At 68.5% G+C, this 20,801-nt stretch carries 14 protein-coding genes; 11 read left to right on the top strand and 3 right to left on the bottom strand.

What is annotated here, in order from left to right:
• Positions 1–49: 49 nt before the first annotated feature.
• Positions 50–532, bottom strand: a complete 483-nt coding sequence (locus tag AC6CCG_RS08860; protein WP_496654126.1) for a glutathione peroxidase — start codon at positions 530–532, stop codon at positions 50–52.
• Positions 533–651: 119 nt separating this feature from the next.
• Here AC6CCG_RS08860 and AC6CCG_RS08865 point away from each other — a divergent pair, with 119 nt between their 5' ends.
• The 3 genes from AC6CCG_RS08865 (at position 652) to clpX (ending at position 3,318) form a co-directional block, all read left to right on the top strand.
• The gene (locus AC6CCG_RS08865; RefSeq protein WP_496654405.1) at positions 652–1,245 is read left to right on the top strand and encodes a ClpP family protease; all 594 of its coding nucleotides are present in this window, start codon (positions 652–654) and stop codon (positions 1,243–1,245) included.
• 62 nt (positions 1,246–1,307) lie between these two features.
• The gene (locus AC6CCG_RS08870; protein WP_218872524.1) at positions 1,308–1,910 is read left to right on the top strand and encodes an ATP-dependent Clp protease proteolytic subunit; all 603 of its coding nucleotides are present in this window, start codon (positions 1,308–1,310) and stop codon (positions 1,908–1,910) included.
• Between the two features lie 118 nt (positions 1,911–2,028).
• Positions 2,029–3,318, top strand: a complete 1,290-nt coding sequence (gene clpX, locus AC6CCG_RS08875) for an ATP-dependent Clp protease ATP-binding subunit ClpX (protein WP_496654127.1) — start codon at positions 2,029–2,031, stop codon at positions 3,316–3,318.
• 51 nt (positions 3,319–3,369) lie between these two features.
• On the opposite strand, the gene AC6CCG_RS08880 is transcribed toward clpX, so the two are convergent.
• On the bottom strand, positions 3,370–6,201 hold the full coding sequence (locus AC6CCG_RS08880; protein WP_496654128.1) for a polysaccharide lyase family 8 super-sandwich domain-containing protein: 2,832 nt from the start codon (positions 6,199–6,201) through the stop codon (positions 3,370–3,372).
• 146 nt (positions 6,202–6,347) lie between these two features.
• Between AC6CCG_RS08880 and AC6CCG_RS08885 the strand changes: the two genes are divergently transcribed.
• The 7 genes from AC6CCG_RS08885 (at position 6,348) to AC6CCG_RS08915 (ending at position 16,540) form a co-directional block, all read left to right on the top strand.
• Positions 6,348–7,505, top strand: coding sequence for an ROK family transcriptional regulator (locus AC6CCG_RS08885; protein WP_496654129.1), 1,158 nt, complete (start codon positions 6,348–6,350; stop codon positions 7,503–7,505).
• A 324-nt stretch (positions 7,506–7,829) separates the two neighbouring features.
• Positions 7,830–8,738 (top strand): ABC transporter permease, encoded by a 909-nt coding sequence (locus tag AC6CCG_RS08890; protein WP_496654130.1) that lies wholly within the window; start codon positions 7,830–7,832, stop codon positions 8,736–8,738.
• Positions 8,735–9,691 (top strand): carbohydrate ABC transporter permease, encoded by a 957-nt coding sequence (locus AC6CCG_RS08895; RefSeq protein ID WP_496654131.1) that lies wholly within the window; start codon positions 8,735–8,737, stop codon positions 9,689–9,691. The genes AC6CCG_RS08890 and AC6CCG_RS08895 overlap by 4 nt, the downstream gene beginning before the upstream one ends.
• Before the next feature lie 27 nt (positions 9,692–9,718).
• The gene (locus AC6CCG_RS08900) at positions 9,719–11,368 is read left to right on the top strand and encodes an extracellular solute-binding protein (protein ID WP_496654132.1); all 1,650 of its coding nucleotides are present in this window, start codon (positions 9,719–9,721) and stop codon (positions 11,366–11,368) included.
• Positions 11,369–11,396: 28 nt separating this feature from the next.
• Positions 11,397–13,034: a type 2 periplasmic-binding domain-containing protein gene (locus tag AC6CCG_RS08905; protein ID WP_496654133.1), complete on the top strand. Its 1,638-nt coding sequence runs from the start codon at positions 11,397–11,399 to the stop codon at positions 13,032–13,034.
• Between the two features lie 27 nt (positions 13,035–13,061).
• On the top strand, positions 13,062–14,693 hold the full coding sequence (locus AC6CCG_RS08910) for an extracellular solute-binding protein (protein WP_496654134.1): 1,632 nt from the start codon (positions 13,062–13,064) through the stop codon (positions 14,691–14,693).
• 23 nt (positions 14,694–14,716) lie between these two features.
• Entirely contained in the window at positions 14,717–16,540 is a 1,824-nt protein-coding gene (locus AC6CCG_RS08915; RefSeq protein WP_496654135.1) for a DUF2264 domain-containing protein, read from the top strand.
• A 107-nt stretch (positions 16,541–16,647) separates the two neighbouring features.
• Here the strand turns inward: AC6CCG_RS08915 and AC6CCG_RS08920 are convergent, their stop codons facing one another.
• On the bottom strand, positions 16,648–17,136 hold the full coding sequence (locus tag AC6CCG_RS08920; RefSeq protein ID WP_496654136.1) for a MarR family winged helix-turn-helix transcriptional regulator: 489 nt from the start codon (positions 17,134–17,136) through the stop codon (positions 16,648–16,650).
• Between the two features lie 98 nt (positions 17,137–17,234).
• Between AC6CCG_RS08920 and AC6CCG_RS08925 the strand changes: the two genes are divergently transcribed.
• A complete protein-coding gene (locus AC6CCG_RS08925) occupies positions 17,235–20,693 on the top strand; it encodes an efflux RND transporter permease subunit (protein ID WP_496654137.1) in 3,459 nt (1,152 codons plus the stop codon).
• The last annotated feature ends 108 nt before the right edge of the window (positions 20,694–20,801 follow it).

Here is a 20,801-nt window from a genome sequence, read left to right on the forward strand (position 1 = left end):
GAGCCCGTCGAAGCCCACTGCTTCGGCGGGCTCAGTGCACGTTACGGGGTCACGCGGCGAGGGCCTTCTCGATGTCACCCTCGAGCTGCTCCGGGGTGGTCTGCGGCGCGTACCGCTTGATCACCTCGCCGTCCCGGCCGACCAGGAACTTGGTGAAGTTCCACTTGATCGCATCGCCCAGCACGCCGCCCTTCTCGGACCGCAGCCAAGTGTAGAGCGGGTGGGCGTCGGCGCCGTTGACGTCGATCTTGGCGAACATCGGGAACGTCACGCCGTGGTTGACCCGGCAGAACTCGTCGATCTCGGCCTCGGTGCCCGGCTCCTGGTGGCCGAACTGGTCGCACGGGAAACCCAGCACCACCAGCCCGGCGTCGGCGTGGTCGGCGTACAGCTGCTGCAGGCCGTCGTACTGCGGGGTGAACCCGCACTTGGAGGCCGTGTTCACGACCAGGACGACCTTGCCGAGGTATTCGCCGAGCGGCCGTTCGGTGCCGTCGATCGCGGTCGCGGAGAAGTCCGCCAGGGTGCTCATGATCACCAATCTAGCCGCGCGGTCCGGCCGCCTCGCGTGCGCCGTCAGCGAACAGGGCCGGGATGCCCTCTGCCACGAGGTTCCCAGCGGGTAGGTTCGTGCCCGTGAATGCAGAACTGATGGCAGAGCGCAGCGGGGGCTTCGGTCTCGACGACCAGGTGTATCAGTCGCTGTTGCGGAACCGGATCATCTTCCTCGGCACAGAGGTCCGGGACGAGAACTCCAACGCGATCTGTGCCCAGATGCTGCTGCTGAACGCGGAGGACCCGCACAAGGACATCTGGCTGTACATCAACAGCCCCGGCGGCTCGGTCGACTCCGGCATGGCGATCTACGACACCATGCGCTGGATCTCGAACGACGTCGCGACGGTGGCGATGGGTCTGGCCGCCTCGATGGGTCAGTTCCTGCTCTCGGCCGGCACCAAGGGCAAGCGGTACGCGCTCCCGCACAGCCGGATCATGATGCACCAGCCGTCCGGCGGTCTCGGCGGTACGGCGAGCGACATCAAGATCCAGGCGGAGCAGTCGCTGCACATCAAGTCGGTGATGCAGAACCTGATCGCCGAGCACACCGGCCAGTCGCTGGAACAGATCGAACGGGACTCCGACCGGGACCGCTGGTTCACCGCGGAGGCCGCCAGGGAATACGGGTTCATCGACCACGTGTTCACCTCGGCCGCGCAGATCAGTTCCGAGTCGCCGACCCAGTGAAGAAGAGGACCCCCATGAACCCGAGCACCTTCGGCGGCGACCCGTCCAGCTACGCCCCGCGGATGGACTACTACATCCCGCAGTGGGAGGAGCGCACCTCCTACGGGATGCGCCGGATCGACCCGTACACGAAGCTTTTCGAAGACCGCATCATCTTCCTCGGCACGCCGATCTCCGACGAGATCGCCAACGCCGTGATGGCGCAGCTGCTGTGCCTGCAGTCGATGGACCCGGAACGCGACATCGAGATCTACATCAACTCGCCGGGCGGTTCCTTCACGGCGCTGACCGCGATCTACGACACGATGCGCTACATCAAGCCCGACATCCGGACGGTCTGCCTCGGTCAGGCCGCGTCGGCCGCCGCGGTGATCCTGGCCGCCGGCACCAAGGGCAAGCGGCTCGCCCTGCCGAACAGCCGGATCCTGATCCACCAGCCGGCGACCGAGGGCGGGTACGGCCAGTCCTCGGACATCGAGATCCAGGCCAAGGAGATCCTCCGGATCCGAGCCCTGATGGAGAACATGCTCGCCTCCGACACCGGTAAGGAAGCCGAGGAGGTCAGCCGCGACATCGAGCGGGACAAGTACCTGACCGCCGAACAGGCCAAGGAGTACGGAATCATCGACGACGTCCTGACGTCGTTGAAGGCCGTGCCGGCCTGACCGCTGGAATATGTTCCACAACGTCCGGAGCCCGGGTTACTGTGGAGCGAAGCCCGACACACCGCCCACGGCTTCGGCCGTACCGGGAACCCGTAGTACAGGGAAGTGAGGAGACGGCGTGGCTCGCATCGGAGAGAGCGGCGACCTGCTGAAGTGTTCTTTCTGCGGAAAGAGTCAGAAGCAGGTCAAGAAGCTCATTGCCGGTCCAGGTGTCTACATCTGTGACGAGTGCATCGACCTCTGCAACGAGATCATCGAAGAGGAGTTCTCCGAAGGTGCCGACGTCGGTCTGCTGGACGAGCTGCCCAAGCCGCAGCAGATCCGGCAGTTCCTCGACGGGTACGTGATCGGCCAGACCAACGCCAAGAAGGCGCTGGCCGTCGCGGTCTACAACCACTACAAACGGGTCCAGTCGAGAGCCTCGAACCCGGCGCGCCGGGCCGAGGAGGACAACATCGAGTTGGAGAAGTCCAACATCCTGTTGATCGGCCCGACCGGTTGCGGCAAGACGTATCTGGCGCAGACGCTGGCCCGGATGCTCAACGTCCCGTTCGCGATCGCCGACGCGACCGCGCTGACCGAGGCCGGCTACGTCGGCGAGGACGTCGAGAACATCCTGCTCAAGCTGATCCAGGCCGCCGACTTCGACGTGAAGAAGGCCGAGACCGGGATCATCTACATCGACGAGGTCGACAAGATCGCCCGCAAGAGCGAGAACCCGTCGATCACCCGGGACGTCTCCGGCGAGGGCGTCCAGCAGGCGCTGCTGAAGATCTTGGAGGGCACCCAGGCCAGCGTGCCGCCGCAGGGCGGCCGCAAGCACCCGCACCAGGACTTCATCCAGATCGACACCACCAACGTGCTGTTCATCGTCGGCGGCGCGTTCGCCGGCCTTGATCAGATCGTCAGCCAGCGGGTCGGCAAGCGGCCGCTCGGCTTCAACAACGACCCGGAGACCCGCAAGCCCGAGTCGGAGGATCCGTTCGAGGACGTCCGGCCCGAGGACCTGGTCAAGTTCGGCCTGATCCCCGAGTTCATCGGCCGACTGCCGATGATCTCCTCGGTCAGCCCGCTGGACCGGGAGGCGCTGATCCGGATCCTGGTCGAGCCGAAGAACGCGCTGACCAAGCAGTTCAAGAAGCTGTTCGAGCTGGACGGCATCGAGCTCGAGTTCACCGACGAGGCGGTCGAGGCGATCGCGGACCTGGCACTGCTCCGCGGCACCGGCGCCCGCGGCCTGCGGGCGATCCTCGAGGAGGTCCTGCTCAACGTCATGTACGACGTACCGAGCCGGAGCGACATCGCCCAGGTGATCATCACCGCCGAGGTCGTCAACGACAACGTGCTGCCGACCCTGGTGCCGCGCAGCAAGATGCCGAAGCGCGAACGCCGCGAGAAGTCCGCCTGACGCGCCCTGACCCTGTCGAAGGGCCCCTGAGCCTGTCGAAGGGCCGCAGGGTCAGCGCCGGAGCACGCCCCGGCGCGGCTGGCCGGCGGCTCCCGCGAGGTCGACGGTGAGCCGCACTCCGCCGTCCCGCCGGGCGATCTCGATCTCCGGATCGCCCTGCCAGGTCCACCGGCCGGGCCGGTCCAGCGTCAGGGTGAGCCGTTGCTTGAGCTGGGTCGGGTCGCTGATCGCCAGCGACAGCTCGTCCCGGGTCTCGATCATGATCACGGACGCCTCCCAGCGGTCGGTCGCGGTCACCGGCGCCAGTCGGATCGCGTCGGCCACGACCGTGCCGCTGGCGGTGCTGTCGATCTCCACCCAGTGATCGCCGCCGGCGGTGAAGTCGAACACGCCGAGCCGCCGCCAGCGCGAGCCGCCGCCCCAGCGCTGGCTCGTCGGCACCGTCGTCGTCCCGGCCGCGTGCTTGATCCGGAACGGCGTGTCCGTGGCGTAGCTGCTGTGCTCGTACCACCAGCCGCTGACCTCGTAGGTCCCGCTGACCGGAACCCGGAGCCCGAACCGCGCCACGGCCGATCCGTCGCCGGCCGGATGATGGTGGTGCTGACCCTGATAGCGGGCACCGCCCGAATCGGTCGAGATCGACCAGTCGCCGGAGATCACCGTGAAGTCGGACGACCGGTCGTCGGTGATCGCGACGGGCAGGTCCGGTTCGCTCGGCGGTACGAGGGACAGCGGGCCGACCCGGCCCGGTGTCCAGAAGTTCACCCCGGTGAAGCCGCGGGCCGGCGCCTGGACCGCCTGGGCGCGCCCGTTGTTGATCAGGATCCGCAGCCCCGGGTCGTCGGCCAGCTCCGCGGTCCGCCGGGCCGAGGCGCCGGGCAGCAGTGCGTAGGCGTACGAGGCGGCGGCCGGCGCGGCGCCGTGGTCGAGCCACAGCGTCTGATAGCGGCGCCGGGTCGGTTCGTCCGATCCCTCGCCCTGGATGTCGCGCCAGCGACCGGTCCGATCCTCGCGGACCGTCCTCAGCTCGGCGCCGTCGAGGAACAGGTAGCCGCCGGTGCCGGCCAGGTGGGCCCAGCGCGGTCCGCTGAAGGTCCGCGGCTCACCGGGCTCGGCGGGTTGGCGTACCCCGTCGACGATGAAGGCCTCGGTGCCGGCGGCGTGCAGGTTGCGGTTCTCGATCGTGGTCTCGACCGTGCTGCTGCCGCCGGCGGTGATGTCGGCGCCCAGCGCGACCACCCGATCGTCCAGGAAGAACCAGGACTTCTTGGCCCGCAGGGTCGACCCGTAGCGGGGATCCTGCACCAGCGCCATCGACGCGCTGCCGTGGCCGTCCAGGCCGATCGCGCCCACCGCCGGGTCCGGGCTGGTGTAGTTGCGGCCCTGGCCGTCGGCCCGCGGCACCCGGTCCACCGTCGTCCCCGGCAGCCGGTACGGGTCGACGGTCGGCCAGTGGTCGTCGGCGTAGTGCCCGAGATCGCCGGTGTAGACGTAGAGCATGCCGTTGGCCGTGTACCAGCCGTGCAGGTTGGTGTTCAGGTTGGTCGCCTCGAAGTTGCGGATCCGGGTCGAGGACAGCGCCAGCCCGATCGCATAGCCGCGCGTGTGCTGCACGGCGCGGTCCATCGCCGGGAAGGCGCGGAAGCCCTGCGGCCGTTCCCGGAGTTCGAGGTCGCTGTCGGACAGTACGTCCAGCGCCGGCGGCAACAGCGGCAGCGGAGCACGGGCGAGGAAGTCGAGATAGGTGTCCCGGGTGATCCAGGTCTTCGCCATCGCCCGGAACGCGACGCGGGCCGGGGCCGGAGCAGCGACGGCTGCCCGCAACACCAGTTCGATGATCTTGTGCCCGGTGACATGATCACTTTCGGCCGGGTTGGAGATCACGCGGCCGCGGACCGGGTCCATCATCGCGCCGTCGATCATGAACGGCTCGAACGAGTCGTACACCCAGTTGACCAGATTTCCCTTCTGTGGATCGGAAATCTCCCAGCTGGTGCCGGTCAGCAGACCGAGCAGCGGGGCCAGCGTGATCACCAGGCCGGCTCCGTAACCGCCGTTGTACGGGAAGGCGGTGTGCTGGATGAACGAGCCGTCCCGGTAGAAGCCGTCGCCCGACGTGACGTACGGGAACACCGACGTCACCGCCTGACCGGCCTTGGCGAGACGATCCCCGTCGCGGCCGAGGACTCCGCTGACCGCCGCCTGCCGGCATTTCCAGACCAGGTTCGCGCCGGTCGACGTCGAGCCGTTGTAGTTGATCTTGGTCGGGTCCGGCGTCCAGCGGTCGATGCTGGCGAGCAGGGCGGCCCGGTCCGCGGCCGGCAGCGCGTCGCCGAGCAGGATGGCGGCGTTGCTGACCCGGTCCGGGGTGCTGATCTCCCACTCGTACCAGGCGCCCGCCTCGTACTCGACGCCGCGGGAGAACATCGTCTCGTTCAACCAGCGCAGGGCCTCGATCACGCGGCCGGCCAGCGCGGCGTCGGCCCGGTGGGCCGACCCGACCGTGGCATAGCCGCGGGCCAGGGTGGCCAGCCGGGCGAAGCTGTCCCGCATCGCGTTGGACTTCTCCCGGTTGGTGCCGGCCAGCGGCAGGTCCGCCCAGAGCGACCCGGTGGCCCCCGGCGCCGGCACCGCGAGCGTGGCGAGGTGCCCGGCGATCTCCGCGTCCAGTTCGGCCAGCCGGTCCCGGATCAGCGGGATCGCCGGGTCGACGCCGGAGCCGCCGGTCAGGTAGTCCCGCCACCGGCCGGCCAGGGTGGCGAACTCGTCCTGCGGCTCGGCGTGAGCCGGGGCCTGGCCCACGATCGGGCCGAGGACGAGTCCGGTGGCGCCGGCCGCGAGGGCCTGGCGACGGGTGAGATGACGGGGCTGGGCAGGCATCATGGTGCGCCTCCTGGGCGAGTGTTCGACCGTGAACACGTGACCCATCCGGCACTCGTCCGTGATCAGCGAGCGCGTCCCCGGGCACGCAGCAGCATAGTTATCTATAGTCTGTTGATAAGTCAAGAGACCGGTGAGAGGGGAGCGCGGTGGTCACGACGGGAAGCGGTGGTCGGCCGGCCCTGCTCCGCCGGCACAACCAGGCGCTCATCCTCGACGCGTTGCGGCGGTCGGGCGAGGTGACCCGGCCCGAGCTGGCGCGCCGGACCGGCTTGGCCTGGCCCACGGTCTCCCGGCTGGTCGACGACCTGATCGGCCGCGGGCTGGTGGAGGACACCGGTGCCCCCGAACCCGGGCGCGGCCGTCCGGCGACGACGGTCCGGTTGCGGCCGACGGGGGCGTACACGGTGGGCGGGGAGCTGGACCGGCACGGGATCCGGCTCGTCGTCGCCGACCTCTGCGGCACCGTGCAGGGTGCCGCCGAGCTCGCCCGGGGCGACGGCCCGGTCGACGATCTCCGCGCCATGGCCGACCGGGTCGAGCTCCTGCTGGCCGACCTCGGCGTGGCGGCGGTGCGGGTGCTCGGCCTCGGTCTCGGGGTGCCGGGGCAGCTCGACCCGGACCGGGGCCTCCTGGTCGGGCCGCCCCATCTGCCGGGCTGGTCCCAGGTCCCGATCAAGGCGCTGCTGGCCGACCTGCTCCCGTACCCGGTGACGGTGGACAACGACGCCAACCTGGCGGCCGCCGGCGAGTATCTGCTCGGTGGGCACCGGGTGCGCCACCTGATCTCGGTCTACGCCGGGTCGGGCATCGGTGCCGGGCTGGTGCTGGACGGCCGGCTCTACCGCGGCCGCGCCAACGGCGTGGGGGAGATCGGCCACTGCGTGATCGACCCGGCCGGCCCGGCCTGCTTCTGCGGCCGGTCGGGGTGTGTCGAGGTGTTCGCCAGCACCGGGGCCATGGCCGCGGCCGCCGGGCGGTCGGGCTTCGCGGAGCTGCTGGCCGCGGAGGCCGGCGGTGATCCGGTCGCGCGGGCGGCGCTCCAGTCAGGCGGGGAGCGGCTCGGCCTCGGGCTCGGCAACCTGATCAACGTCCTGGACCCGGACCTGGTCGTCCTGGGCGGTGAGGCGGCAGCCAGCCCTGCCTTCGAGGCGGCGACGTTCGCCGCGATGAGACGGCACACGTTCCTGGCCGGCTCGCGCGGCATCGAGGCCCGGCGGTCCGCGTTGGGCCGCGACGCCGTGGCGCGAGGGGCCGCCGCGACGGCTCTCGCCACGCTGTTCGAGTCGCCCTTGGGCCAGGGTTGAGGACGGTGCGAAAGCCTGCCAGCGGTGCCGATCCGTCTGCTCGATAACGATCCGGATGCCGACCTTGGCAACGGATGGCAAACCCTTGCCATGTGCTTGCCATCCCGGTTGCTATGAGTCACAGTAGCCTGCGTGACCGGGCACGGTCAGCAGTGCAGAACCAGACACCGGAGTCGGCCGCCCGGCCGCCAATGACAAAGAGGGACTTCCCAATCAATGGCAAGGTCATCTAATCTCGCTGAGATGGGCAAGCGTTTACCAAAGACGGTGAACGGCGGGGGCGGCACGACGACAGTCGGGTCGGCTCCAGCCGGTGGCCGCAAGATGGGATCGATCAAGCGGTTGGGTCGGGACAAGTTGCTGGTCGCGCTCGGGCTTCCGGGAGCGATCGCACTGGTCCTGTTCCACTACGTGCCGCTGTTGGGCAACGTCATCGCGTTCCAGGACTACCAGCCGTACCTGGAGATCACCGAGGCGCCCTTCGTCGGGTTGGAGAACTTCTCCTTCCTCTGGGACGGCAACGTGCAGTTCATCAACGCCTTGGTGAACACGCTGACGCTGACCGTGATCCAGACCGTGCTGGTGTTCCCGATCCCGCTGGTGCTGGCGCTGTTGCTGAACAGCCTGGCGGGGGAGCGACTGAAGCGGCTGTTGCAGTCGATCCTCTACCTGCCGCACTTCCTGTCCTGGGTGATCGTGGTCGCGTTGTTCCAGCAGATGCTCGGCAACGCCGGCATGCTGAACACCTTCCTGGTCCAGAACGACCTGCCGCTGATCCAGATCATCGGTGTGCCGGAGTTGTTCAAGGCGTTGATCACCGCGCAGGTGATCTGGAAGGACGCCGGCTGGGGCACGATCATCTTCCTGGCCGCGATCTCCCAGATCGATCAGGAGCAGTACGAGGCCGCGGCGGTGGACGGGGCCAACGCGTGGCAGCGGCTGATCCACATCACGCTGCCGGCGCTCAAGGGCCTGTTCATCCTGCTGTTGATCTTGCGGCTCGGCAACAGCCTCTCGGTCGGCTTCGAGCAGATCATCCTGCAACAGGGGCCGGTGGGGCTGGAGGCCAGTGAGGTGCTCGACACCTGGGTCTACAACAACGGCATCATCGGCGGCAACTGGGGCATGTCCACCGCGGCAGGCCTGGTCAAGAGTGTCGTCGGTATCGGACTCGTGATCGGCGCCAACAAGTTGGCCCATCTCTTCGGCGAGCGAGGGGTGTACTCGAAATGACGACTCTCGAACAGCAGTCGACCATCGGGGCCTCCGACGCCCCGCTGCGGACGGCCAAGGGCAGCAAGCGCCCGGTCTGGATGGAGAAGCCGAACCCGCTGGTTCAGCTGGTCAAGTTCGTCGCGCTGGGGATCTCGGTGCTGCTGGTGATCATCCCGTTCTGGTCGGTGGTGGCCACGTCGCTGGCCGACCAGAAGACGATCAACGACAGCGGCGGCGGAATGATCTTGTGGCCGGGCGGCCCGTCGCTGGCCGCGTACAGCGCGATCCTGTCCGGCGGCGTGGTGACCCGGGCGGTGATCATCTCGATCGCGATCACGGTGGTCGGGACGCTGCTGTCGCTGGCGGCCACCGCCGGGCTGGCGTACTGGCTGTCCCGGCCGGGTTCGTTCGGCTCCAAGCCGACGGTGTTGATCGTGCTCGGTGCGGTGCTGTTCAGCCCGGGCCTGATCCCCAGCTACCTGCTGGTGAAGCAGTTCAACCTGCTGGACTCGTGGTGGTCGCTGATCCTGCCGGTGCTGGTGAACGCCTTCAACGTGATCGTCATGCGGGCGTTCTTCCAGGAACTGCCGCAGGAGCTCTTCGAGTCCGCGGCGATCGACGGTGCCTCCAGTGCCACCGTGCTGGTCCGGATCGTGCTGCCGCTGTCCAAGGCGGTGCTCGCGGTGATCGGCCTGTTCTACGCGGTCTCGTACTGGAACGCGTTCTTCAACGCCCTGCTCTACATCCAGAGCACCGACAAGTGGCCGATGGCCCTGGTGCTCCGGACCTTCGTGGTCAACCAGACCACCATCGGCGGTGATCAGGTCGGTGGAATGGCTGAGGTGCTGCCGCCGCAGCTGCCACTCCAGATGGCGATCCTGGTGGTCGCGTTGGTCCCGATCTTGATCGTCTATCCATTCCTGCAGCGCCACTTCGCGAAGGGCGTCATGATCGGCGCCGTCAAGGGCTGACTTCAGAGTCGAGGGAGAAACCACACTATGTCCGCTTACACGTTCCGTCGCCGGTCACTGCTCGCCGGAGCGGGCGGTGCCGCCCTGCTGGCCGGCACCGGCGCCCTGGCCGGCTGCGGCACCAGCGGAGGCAACGAGGAGAACACGGCCGCGAAGAACACCGCGGTCACGTTGCCGAGCTACATCCAGTACACCGGGGTCAAGCCCGACCTGCCGGGCTCCGAGAAGGGCGTCGACCCGGCGTTCCGGAACTTCCCGAAGGACCGCCCGAAGGTGTCCACGGAGAAGCCGGGCAACGGCGAGACCCTGACCGGGATGGGCAACATCTACTACGCGGTGCCGCCGGGCCCGGACCGGAACACGTACTGGGCCGGGCTGAACGAGCGGCTCGGGATCAAGCTCGACCTGCAGATGGTCGGCAACGCCGACTACACCCAGAAGTTCGCCACCACGATCGCCGGCAACGACCTGCCGGACATGCTGCAGATGCAGGTCGTGGCGAACTTCCCGTCGCTGCTGGAGAAGCGCTTCACGCGGCTGGACGAGTTCCTGGCCGGCGACGCGATCAAGGAATACCCGAACCTGGCCAACATCCCGACCCGGCACTGGAAGCCGACCGTCTACAACGGCGGCATCTACGGCGTGCCGATTCCGCGCGGTGCGGTAGGCGCCTACAGCTTCATCCGGCAGGACCTGTTCGAGGAGGCCGGCCTCTCGCCGGAGCCGAAGAGCTTCGCCGAGCTGACCGAGTCGGCGAAGGCGCTGACCGATCCGAAGAAGCGACGTTGGGCGTTCGGCATGTGGGGCCAGGTGCGCAACTACCTGACCATGATGAACGGCGCGCCGACCGGTTGGCGTGAGGAGGGCGGCAAGCTCACCCACCAGTACGAGACCGACGAGTACAAGCAGGCGATCACGGACCTGACGGAGCTCTGGAAGGCCGGCGTGCTGCACCCGGACGCCTTCTCCGACCAGTTGCCGTTCAAGAACCTCTTCAACGCCGGCACCGTCGCGATCAACGCCACCGACGGCTACCCGGGCTGGACCCAGTACATCCTGGACAACGCCTCGAACCCGAAGTTCAAGCTCGGCCTGATGCCGGTGTACGAGCGCGAGGGCGGCCAGCTGGCGGCCTGGCACCAGGGCAGCGGCTACTACTCGATCACCGCGCTGAAGAAGCAGGACAGCCCGGAGAAGATCAAGTTGATCCTGCGGGTGCTGAACTGGCTGGCCGCGCCGTTCGGCACCGAGGAGTACCTCTACCGGCTCTACGGCGAGGAGGGCGTCGATCACACGGTCAACGGTGACGGCGATCCGGTGCTGACCAAGACCGGCACCGCCAACACGGTGATCCCGATCCGGTACCTGGCCGATTCGCCGTACACGATCTACCAGCCGGGCCGGCCGGAGGACGCCGACACCCAGCACGCGTACCAGACGAAGGTGCTGGAGAAGTCGATCACCAACCCGACGGTGGGTCTGTTCTCGAACACGTCGGCCACCAAGAACGCCACGATCGACAAGACGTTCAACGACGGCGTGCAGCAGATCATCCAGGGCCGGGATCCCTTCAGCAAGCTGGACGAGCTGCTCAAGGCGTGGCGCAGCGGTGGCGGCGACGGGATGCGGGCCGAGTACGAGGAGCAGTTGCAGCAGGCCGGCGGACAGCCGGGCTGACCCGTAGCCGCGGACCAGGGGAGGTTCCATGATCAACCACTCGTTCGGACGTAGGACCCTGCTGGCCGGTGCCGGGGCGACCGCCCTGATCGGCACCGCAGCGGGGTGCTCGACAGGTTCGGACAGTGGTGGGAACTCGGCCGAGGAGAACACGGCGGTGACGCTGCCGGCCTACGTCGAGTACCAGGGGGTCAAGCCGGATCTGGCCGGCACCGAGGACGGCGTCGATCCCGGCTTCTACCACTTCCCGGCCGATCAGGCCGCGACGGTCGAGGAGAAGCCGGGCAACGGCGAGACCCTGTCCGGGCTCGGCAACCTCTATGTCGCCGTGCCGCCCGGGGTCGACCAGAACTCGTACTGGCGCGGCCTGAACGAGCGGCTCGGCGTCAACCTGGAATGCCAGATGGTCGGCAACGCGGACTGGGAGAACAAGTTCGCCACCGTGATCGCGGGCAATGATCTTCCCGACATCCTGCAGACGCGGATCGTGGCCAACTTCCCGCAACTGCTGGAGAAGCGGTTCACCCGGCTGGACGAGTTCCTGGCCGGCGACGCGATCAAGGAGTATCCCAACCTGGCCAACGTGCCGACGCGGCACTGGAGGTCGACCGTCTACAACGGCGGGATCTACGGCATCCCGATCCCGCGCGGCGCGGTCGGCTGGGGCCACTTCATCCGGGTGGACCTGTTCGAGGAGGCCGGTGTCTCCACCGAGCCCAAGGGCTTCGACGAACTGCTGGAGACCGCGAAGGCGCTGACCGACCCGAAGAAGCGTCGCTGGGCGTTCGGCCTGATCGGGTCGACCCGTTCGCTGATCGGGCGGATGAACGGCGAGCCCAACGTCTGGCGCGAGGAGGGCGGAAAGCTCACCCACGCCTACGAGACCGAGGAGTTCCGCCAGTCGCTGACCGACATGATCACGCTCTGGAAGGCCGGGGTGCTGCACCCCGACTCGGTCAGCACCACCTTCCCGTTCAAGCAGATGTTCAACGGCGGTACGGTGGCGATCAATCCCAACGACGGCTACACGGCCTGGGGTGGCTACATCACCGAGGGCGAGGCGTCGCCGGGCTACCAGCTCGGCCTGTTGACGGCCTACCTGCGCGACGGATCGAAGATCGCCCCGGTGGCGTACAACGCACCGAACTTCTCGATCACCGGCCTGAAGAAGCAGGACAACCCCGACAAGATCAAGTTGATCCTGCGGGTCCTGAACTGGTTGGCGGCGCCCTTCGGGACCAAGGAGTACCTCTACCGCAAGTTCGGTGAGGAGGGCGTCGACCACACCATCAACGGCGACGGCGACCCGGTCAAGACCAAGACCGGCACCGCCAACATCGCGCTGCCGATCAACTACTTCGCCGACTGTCCGCTGCCGCTCTACCAGCCCGGACGTCCGCAGGACGTGGACATCCAGCACGCGTACCAGGCGAAGGTGATGCCGACGGCGGTCCAGAACCCGGTCGAGGGCCTGTTCTCCAACACCCACGCGACCAAGAACACCCCGGCGGACAAGAAGTTCCTGGACAACCTGTGGCAGATCGTCCAGGGGCGCAAGCCGGAGTCGGAGGTCGAGGGCCTGATCAGCACCTGGCGCGGCGAGGCCGGCGACGGGATGCGCACCGAGTATCAGGAGCAGTTGCAGGCCGGCGGCCAGCCGGGCTGACCTGAATCATTGGACCAAGGAGCATCCATGATCAACCACTCGTTCGGACGAAGGACACTGCTGGCCGGTGCCGGGGCGACCGCCCTGATCGGCACCGCCGCGGGGTGCGGGACCAGTTCGGGGTCCGGCTCCAACACGGCCGAGAAGAACACCGGCGTGCAGTTGCCGACGTACATCGAGTATCAGGGGGTCAAACCGGAACTGCCCGGGAACGAGAACGGCACGCTGCCCGGCTTCCATCAGTTCCCGGCCGAGCGGGCCAAGTCGGTGGCGGAGAAGCCCGGCGGCGGCGAGACGCTGACCGGCCTCGGTCACATCTACACGGCGGTGCCGCCAGGGGTGGACCAGAACTCGTACTGGAAGGGTCTGAACGAGCGGCTCGGGATCAATCTCGAGGTGCAGATGGTCGGCAACGCCGACTGGGAACAGAAGTTCGCCACGGTGATCGCCGGCAACGACCTTCCCGACATCCTGCAGTTGCGCGTCGTGGCGAACTTCCCGTCCCTGCTGGAGAAGCGGTTCACCCGGTTGGACGAGTTCCTGGCCGGCGACGCGATCAAGGACTACCCGAACCTGGCCAACGTCGCGACCCGGCACTGGAAGTCGACGGTCTACAACGGCGCCATCTACGGGATTCCGATCCCGCGCGGTGCCGTCGGCCAGTACCACTTCATCCGCGCCGATCTGTTCGAGGCGGCCGGCGTCTCCACCGAGCCGAAGGGGTTCGACGAACTCCTCGAGGCGGCGAAGGCCCTGACCGACCCGAAGAAGCGGCGGTGGGCGTTCGGCCTGATCGGTTCGACGCGGGCGCTGCTGGCCCGGATGAACGGTGAGCCGAACACCTGGCGGGAGGAGGGTGGAAAGCTCACGCATTCGTACGAGACCGAGGAGTTCCGGCAGTCGCTGGCCGATCTGATCACGCTCTGGAAGGCGGGTGTGCTCCATCCGGACTCGGTGAGCACGACGTTCCCGTTCAAGCAGATGTTCAACGGTGGGACCGTGGCGATCAACCCCGCGGACGGCTATCTGGGCTGGGCCGGCTACATCGCCGAAGCCACCGGGACCTACAAGCTCGGACTGCTCAAGGCCTACCAGCGCGATGGCTCGGCGCCCGCCCGGGTGACCTACGGCGGGCCGAACTATTCGATCACCGGGCTGAAGAAGCAGGACAGCCCGGACAAGATCAAGTTGATCTTGCGCGTGCTGAACTGGCTGGCCGCGCCGTTCGGCACCGAGGAGTTCACGTACCGCAAGTTCGGCGAGGAGGGTGTCGACCACACCGTCGGCCCCAACGGCGACCTGGTCAAGACCAAGACCGGCACGGCGAACATCGCGCTGCCGATCGGCTACTTCTCCGACAGCCAGAACCCGCTCTACGAGCCGGGCCGGCCGGAGGACGTCGACCTGCAGCACAAGTACCAGTCCGAGGTCATGCCGACCGCGATCACGAACCCGACCGAGGGCCTGTTCTCCAACGCCAGCGCGACGAAGAACACGCCGGCGGACAAGAAGTTCCTGGACAACCTCTGGCAGATCGTCCAGGGCCGCAAGCCGGAGTCCGAGGTGGAGAGCTTGATCAAGACCTGGCGCAGTGAGGTCGGCGACGAGATGCGTACCGAATATCAAGATCAACTCCAGCAGAACGGTGGCCAGCGCTGACTTCCACATCGCTCACCCAGAACGTGTCGAAGCCGGGCGAGAACTGGACCAGGGGCGACCTGGTCCAGTTCGCCGACCGCTCCTTGCTCGCCCTGCGCCGCTGGGCGACGCCGGGACGGGCCCGGTTCGACCTGCCCGGCCCGGCGTCCGGCTCCGGTCCGGTCAGCGACGGCCTCGAGGCCTTCGCCCGGTCCTTCCTGGCGGTCGGCTTCCGGCTGGCCGCCGCCGACGCCGACTCCCATGATCACGCCGGCTGGTACGCCGCGGGACTGGCCGCCGGGACGGACCCCGAATCACCGGAGCGCTGGCCTTCGCTGCGCGAGCGGCCGCAGGCTCGGGTGGAGGCGGCCGCGATCGCGATCGCGCTGCACGAGAGCCGGCACTGGATCTGGGACGCGCTGACGCCGGACGTCCGGCAGCGGGTGATCGACTGGCTCTCCGGTTCGGTCGGGATCGGGTACCCGGACAACAACTGGCGCTGGTTCCAGAACGTGACCCAGGCGTTCCTGCGCTCGGTCGGCGGCCCGTACGACCAGGCCGAGCTGGACCGCAACCTGGCCCTCCTGGACGACTGCTACCTCGCCGACGGCTGGTACAGCGACGGCCGGCCGGATCGCCGGACCGGCAACGTGGACTGGTACGTCGGCTGGGTGATGCACCTGTTCTCGCTGTGGTACTGCCGGATGACCGAGGGTGAGCCCGGCATCGACGCCCTGCGCACCCGGTACGCCGAGCGGCTGCGGCCCTACCTGGCCGACGCCGAGCATCTGTTCGGGGCCGACGGGGCGCCGCTGCACCAGGGCCGCTCGCTGGTCTACCGGCACGCGGTGGTCGGCGCGCTCTGGGCCGGCGCGGTCTTCGACGCCAGCCCGCTGCCGCCCGGCCGGCTGCGCCGGACCGCCCTGGGCGCGATCCGCTTCTTCGCCGAGCGCGGCGCGTTCGACGACGACGGGCTGCTCAGCCTCGGCTGGCTCGGCCGGTTCGAGCCGCTGCGGCAGTCCTACTCGGGCCCCGGCTCCCCGTACTGGGCCAGCCTGGGTCTGGCCGGCCTGGTGCTGCCGGAGAGCCACCCGGTCTGGTCCGAGCCCGACCAGCCGGCACCGATCGAGTCCGCCGACGTGGTCCGGCCGATCCGGCCGATCGGCTGGCTGGTCTCCGGGACGACCGACGACGGGATCGTGCGTGTGATCAACCACGGCGTGGATCACAGCACCGCGACACCGGCGCCGGAGAACCCGTACTACAACCGATACGGCTACTCCAGCGTCACCGGTCCGGTCCCGGAACCCTCCGGCACGGCCGGCGGTGCGGTGGACCAGCAGGTGGCCCTGATCGATCCGGCCGGCCGCTGGTCGCAGCGCCCGCTGATCGACCTGGTCGCGGTCGATGATCATCGCGCCAGCAGCCGGCAGCGGGCCCGCTTCGCCAGAACCGAACCGGAGCAGGGATTCGACGACGGCCCCGAGCTGACCTGCGTCTCCCTGGTCCGCGCCTCGGTCGAGGTCCGCGCCGTACGTTTCGACGATCATGATCACGATCCGGCGGCCCTGGTGGTCTCCGGCTATGCCGTACCCCGGCGCCCGGCCGCGGGCGCCCGGACCGGCCTGCGCAGCGCCGTCGTCGCCCTCACCGAGGGTGGCAGCCAGGGCAGTTCGCTGCATCCGGTCGCCAACGCGTTCGGCTCCGACCTCGAGGTCCCGTGGTGCCGCTTCGAGGCCCCGGAACCCGGCCGCTGGTACGTCATCGCCCTCTGCCTCGGCGAAACCGAACCCGCCTGGCCCACCCTCACCGACACCCCGTCGGGCCCGACCATCACCTGGCCCGACGGCACCACCGACCCCCTCTGAGCCGCCGGTCAGTTTTTCACGTTAACGTGAAAAACTGGCGCTTTGCACAGGAAGCTTCTCGTGTAAAGCGCCAGGAACCTGCGTGGAGTTCGACGTGGCGGACGGGGTCAGGGTGCCTCGTCGGCGTTGCCTTCTTCGGTCAGGATCCGCTGCAGTGCGGTGACGCCGCGGACCAGGGCCCGTAGATCCTCCAGTTCGAGCCGTTCCAGCACGTGCGTGTGCATGGTGCCGGCGCTGCTGACGAAGCTCGCGATCAGGTCCCGGCCGGCATCGGTGACCTCGAGCCGGCGGACCCGGCGGTCGTTCGGGTCCTCGACCCGGCGCGCCACCCCGTGATCGACCAGCCGGTCGATGATCCCCGACATCGTGGCCGACGAGACGCCGAGCCGCTCGACCAGCCGGTGCGCGTTGGCCTGCTCGGGCTCGATCGAGATCATCGCCAGCACCTTGAACTGCTGCATGGTCAGCGGGATCTTGATCTTCGGCTCGGCCAGTGAACGCAGCACCCGTCGCTCGGTCTCGTTGTGCAGCCGTTCCAGCCGAGCGAGCAGCTCCGCCCGCTCGCCGTCGTGACCCGGCTCACGCTCCGTCGTCATGCCCGCCCCTCGATTCGCGCAATGTCATGCTCTACGCTAACTATTAGCTTAATGCTAACTACTTGGCTCCTGCTCGACTCGCCTCAACCGGAGGTCTCGTGTTCCGCCTCGCTCGGCTCAGCCTGAAGCAGCGCTCCCTGGTGGCCCTGGCCACCCTGATTCTGATCGCCGCCGGCATCGGCACGACCGGACTGCTGAAGCAAGAACTCATCCCCTCGATCGAGATTCCCCAGGTCGCGGTGCTGACCTCGTACCCGGGCACCAGTCCGGAGGTCGTCGACGAGCAGGTCAGCCAGCCGCTGACCTCGGCGTTGTCCGGACTTGACGGCGTTGAAGACATTACCGCCGAATCCCGCAGCGGCTTCTCCACGGTCCGGATCGAGTTCGCGTACGGCACCGACACCGACGACGTCCAGGCCGACGTCGACCAGGCCATCGCCGGCCTGAACGGGACGCTGCCCGAGGGTGTCACGCCGAAGACGATGGTCGGCAGTTCCGACGACCTGCCGGTGATCAGCCTGGCGATCTCCTCGTCGGCCAGCCCGGTCCGGCTGACCGCGGACATCGAGGAGCACGTGATCGGCGAACTGCAGAAGATCGACGGGGTACGGGAAGCGACGCTGTCCGGGGCGGTCACCCAGCGGATCGTGATCACGCCCGACCCGGCCAAGCTGACCGACGCCGGCCTGACCAACCAGTCGATTGAGGACGCCCTGCAGGCCAACGGCACGATCATTCCGGCCGGCAGCCTGGACGAGGACGGCAAGACCTACTCGGTGAACTCCGGCACGGCGCTCGCGAACCTTGATCAGTTGAAGGCGATCCCGCTGCTGCCGGCCGCGACCGGCGGCCAGGCCGGCGCGGCCGAGAGCGTACCGCTGAGCGACGTCGCCACGGTCGAGCTGACCAGTCCCGAGCAGACCTCGATCACCCGCACCAACGGCGACGAGGGCCTGTCGGTCTCGGTGACCAAGAAGCCGAACGCCGACGCGGTGGCGATCTCGCACGCGGTCCGTGATCAACTCGCCGGGCTGGAGGACGACCTCGGCGAGGGCGCGTTCATCCAGGTGACGTTCGACCAGGCGCCGTTCGTCGAGCGGTCGATCGAGGACCTCACCACCGAGGGTGCGCTGGGCCTGGTGTTCGCGGTCGTCGTGATCTTGATCTTCCTGCTCTCGGTGCGCTCGACCCTGGTCACCGCGGTCTCGATCCCGGTCTCGGTGCTGATCACCCTGATCGGCCTGTACGCGGGCGGCCACTCGCTCAACATGCTCACCCTCGGCGCACTCACGATCGCGATCGGCCGGGTGGTCGACGACTCGATCGTGGTGATCGAGAACATCAAACGCCACCTGAGCTACGGCGAGCCCAAACAGGAGGCGATCCTGACCGGCGTCAAGGAGGTCGCCGGCGCTATCACCTCCTCCACACTTGCCACGGTGGCGGTCTTCCTGCCGATCGCGGTGGTCGGTGGCATGGTCGGCGTGCTGTTCCGCCCGTTCGCGCTGACCGTCGTGATCGCCCTGCTCTCCTCGCTGGTGGTGGCACTGACCATCGTGCCGGTGCTGGCGTACTGGTTCCTCAAGCAGCCGTCCGGCCAGGTGGACGCCGACCGGGTGCGGGAGGAGGCCGAGCGCAAGGAGAAGAACTCCCCGCTGCAGCAGGGCTATCTGCCGATCCTGCGGGCGACCCAGCGGCATCCGGTGATCACCATCCTGGCCGCCGCCGTGATCCTGGCCGGGACGGTGGCCGCGGTGCCGCGACTGGAGACCGACTTCCTCGGCGACTCGGGCCAGAACCAGCTGTCCGTGGTGCAGGAGCTGCCGGCCGGCACCGACCTGGCCGGGCTCACCAAGGCGGCGACGAAGGTCGAGCAGGAGTTGCTCGACGTCGACGGCATCGAGACGGTCCAGGTGACGATCGGCAACTCGGCCGACGGTGGCCTGATGAGCATGATGTCGTCGGATCCGATCAGCTATCTGATCACGACGGACCCGGACGGCGACCAGGCGGCGATCCAGGACGCGGCCCGGGCCAAGATCGACCGGTTGACCGGGATCGGCGACGTGACGATCACCGCCGGCGGCGGCGCGGCGTTCGGCGGTTCGAGCACCGTGGACGTGATCATCAACGCGGAGCGCGACGAGGATCTCGGCAAGGCCAACGACGAGGTGATGGACGCCCTGGAGGACGTGGCCGGTTCGGCCAAGGTGGAATCCGACCTCGCGGCCGCGCAGCCGACCCTGGAGATCACGGTGGACCGGGCGAAGGCGGCCGACTCCGGGCTGACCGAGGCCCAGGTCGGCGGGTTCGTCGCCTCGGTGATCAACCCGCAGTCGATCGGTTCGGTGCACTTCGACGGCGACGAGCTGGAGCTCTTCCTGTATCCCAAGGATCCGCCGCAGACCGCGGCCGAATTGAAGGAGCTGGCCGTGCCGACCCCGGTCGGGAGCACGGTGAAGCTCTCCTCGGTGGCGAAGGTCGCGCAGGTCGACGTACCGCCGAGCATCTCGAGCAACGACGGCGAACGGATCGCGACGGTCTCCGTGACGCCGGAGGACGGGGTGGCGATCGGCACCCTGACCGAGTCGGTACGCGCAGCGCTCGGCGACGCCGACCTGCCCGACGACACGTCGGCCGACCTCGGCGGCGTCAGCGCCGACCAGGCCGAAGCCTTCGGCCAGCTCGGCGTGGCGTTGCTGGTCGCGATCGCGATCGTCTACCTGATCATGGTCGCGACGTTCCGCAGCATCGTCCAGCCGCTGATCCTGTTGATCTCCATCCCGTTCGCCGCGACCGGTGCGCTGCTGGCGTTGTTGATCACCGGCACCCCGCTCGGCGTGGCCGCGCTGGTCGGCACCCTGATGCTGGTCGGCATCGTGGTGACGAACGCGATCGTGCTGATCGACCTGGTGAACCAGTACCGGGCCCGCGGCGCCTCGGTCCGGGAGGCGGTGGAGGAGGGCGCCCGGCAACGGCTCCGGCCGATCCTGATGACCGCCCTGGCGACGATCTTCGCCCTGATCCCGATGGCCCTCGGAATCACCGGCGGCGGTGGCTTCATCTCCCGCCCGCTCGCCCTGGTCGTGATCGGAGGCCTGATCTCGTCGACCGCGCTGACCCTGATCCTGGTCCCGGTGCTCTACCTCCTGGTCGAGGGGAGCAAGGAACGAAGCCGAGCCCGGGCCGCGGCAGTTGCGCCCGTGACCCGGGACGCCGCACGGCCCGCGCCGTCAGCCGCCGCGGCGGGGCAGCCCGACGGTACGTGGTCCGAGGAGGAGCGGACGGATGACGTGCGGACGGCGGGGGCGCGGCCGGAAGGGGTCGGGCCGGACCATGTCTGGCCGGACGAGGCACAGCCGGGCGAGCCTCAGCCGGGTGAGACCCGGTCGGAAGGGGCGCGGGACGGGGCTCCCGCCGAAGGGGACGAACTGGCCCGGCTCGAGGAGGAGAACGTCGCGCTGCGCCGGATCATCGCCGACGAGGAGTTGCGCCGGTCGGTCCTCGTGCAGGAACTGCGGCGGCCCGGGACCGATCGGCAGGACCCGCCGTCCTGACCCCGCTCGGGAGCGGCCGCGGGCGGTCCGCAACGGAACTCGGCGCGCGGACTCGACCCGGCCGAGTCCGCGCGGGCCGGGCACGGTCCGCGTGAGCCCGACCCCGAG

The organism is Microlunatus sp. YIM B11417, from assembly GCF_059617205.1.

Bases quoted from the DNA above. Each gene is read 5' to 3' on its own strand.
- AC6CCG_RS08880 (WP_496654128.1), bottom strand. From the start codon at position 6,201: ATGATGCCTGCCCAGCCCCGTCATCTCACCCGTCGCCAGGCCCTCGCG.
- AC6CCG_RS08905 (WP_496654133.1), top strand. From the start codon at position 11,397: ATGATCAACCACTCGTTCGGACGTAGGACCCTGCTGGCCGGTGCCGGG.
- AC6CCG_RS08865 (WP_496654405.1), top strand. From the start codon at position 652: ATGGCAGAGCGCAGCGGGGGCTTCGGTCTCGACGACCAGGTGTATCAG.
- AC6CCG_RS08890 (WP_496654130.1), top strand. From the start codon at position 7,830: ATGGGATCGATCAAGCGGTTGGGTCGGGACAAGTTGCTGGTCGCGCTC.
- AC6CCG_RS08920 (WP_496654136.1), bottom strand. From the start codon at position 17,136: ATGACGACGGAGCGTGAGCCGGGTCACGACGGCGAGCGGGCGGAGCTG.
- AC6CCG_RS08900 (WP_496654132.1), top strand. From the start codon at position 9,719: ATGTCCGCTTACACGTTCCGTCGCCGGTCACTGCTCGCCGGAGCGGGC.
- AC6CCG_RS08870 (WP_218872524.1), top strand. From the start codon at position 1,308: ATGGACTACTACATCCCGCAGTGGGAGGAGCGCACCTCCTACGGGATG.
- AC6CCG_RS08910 (WP_496654134.1), top strand. From the start codon at position 13,062: ATGATCAACCACTCGTTCGGACGAAGGACACTGCTGGCCGGTGCCGGG.
- AC6CCG_RS08860 (WP_496654126.1), bottom strand. From the start codon at position 532: ATGAGCACCCTGGCGGACTTCTCCGCGACCGCGATCGACGGCACCGAA.
- AC6CCG_RS08895 (WP_496654131.1), top strand. From the start codon at position 8,735: ATGACGACTCTCGAACAGCAGTCGACCATCGGGGCCTCCGACGCCCCG.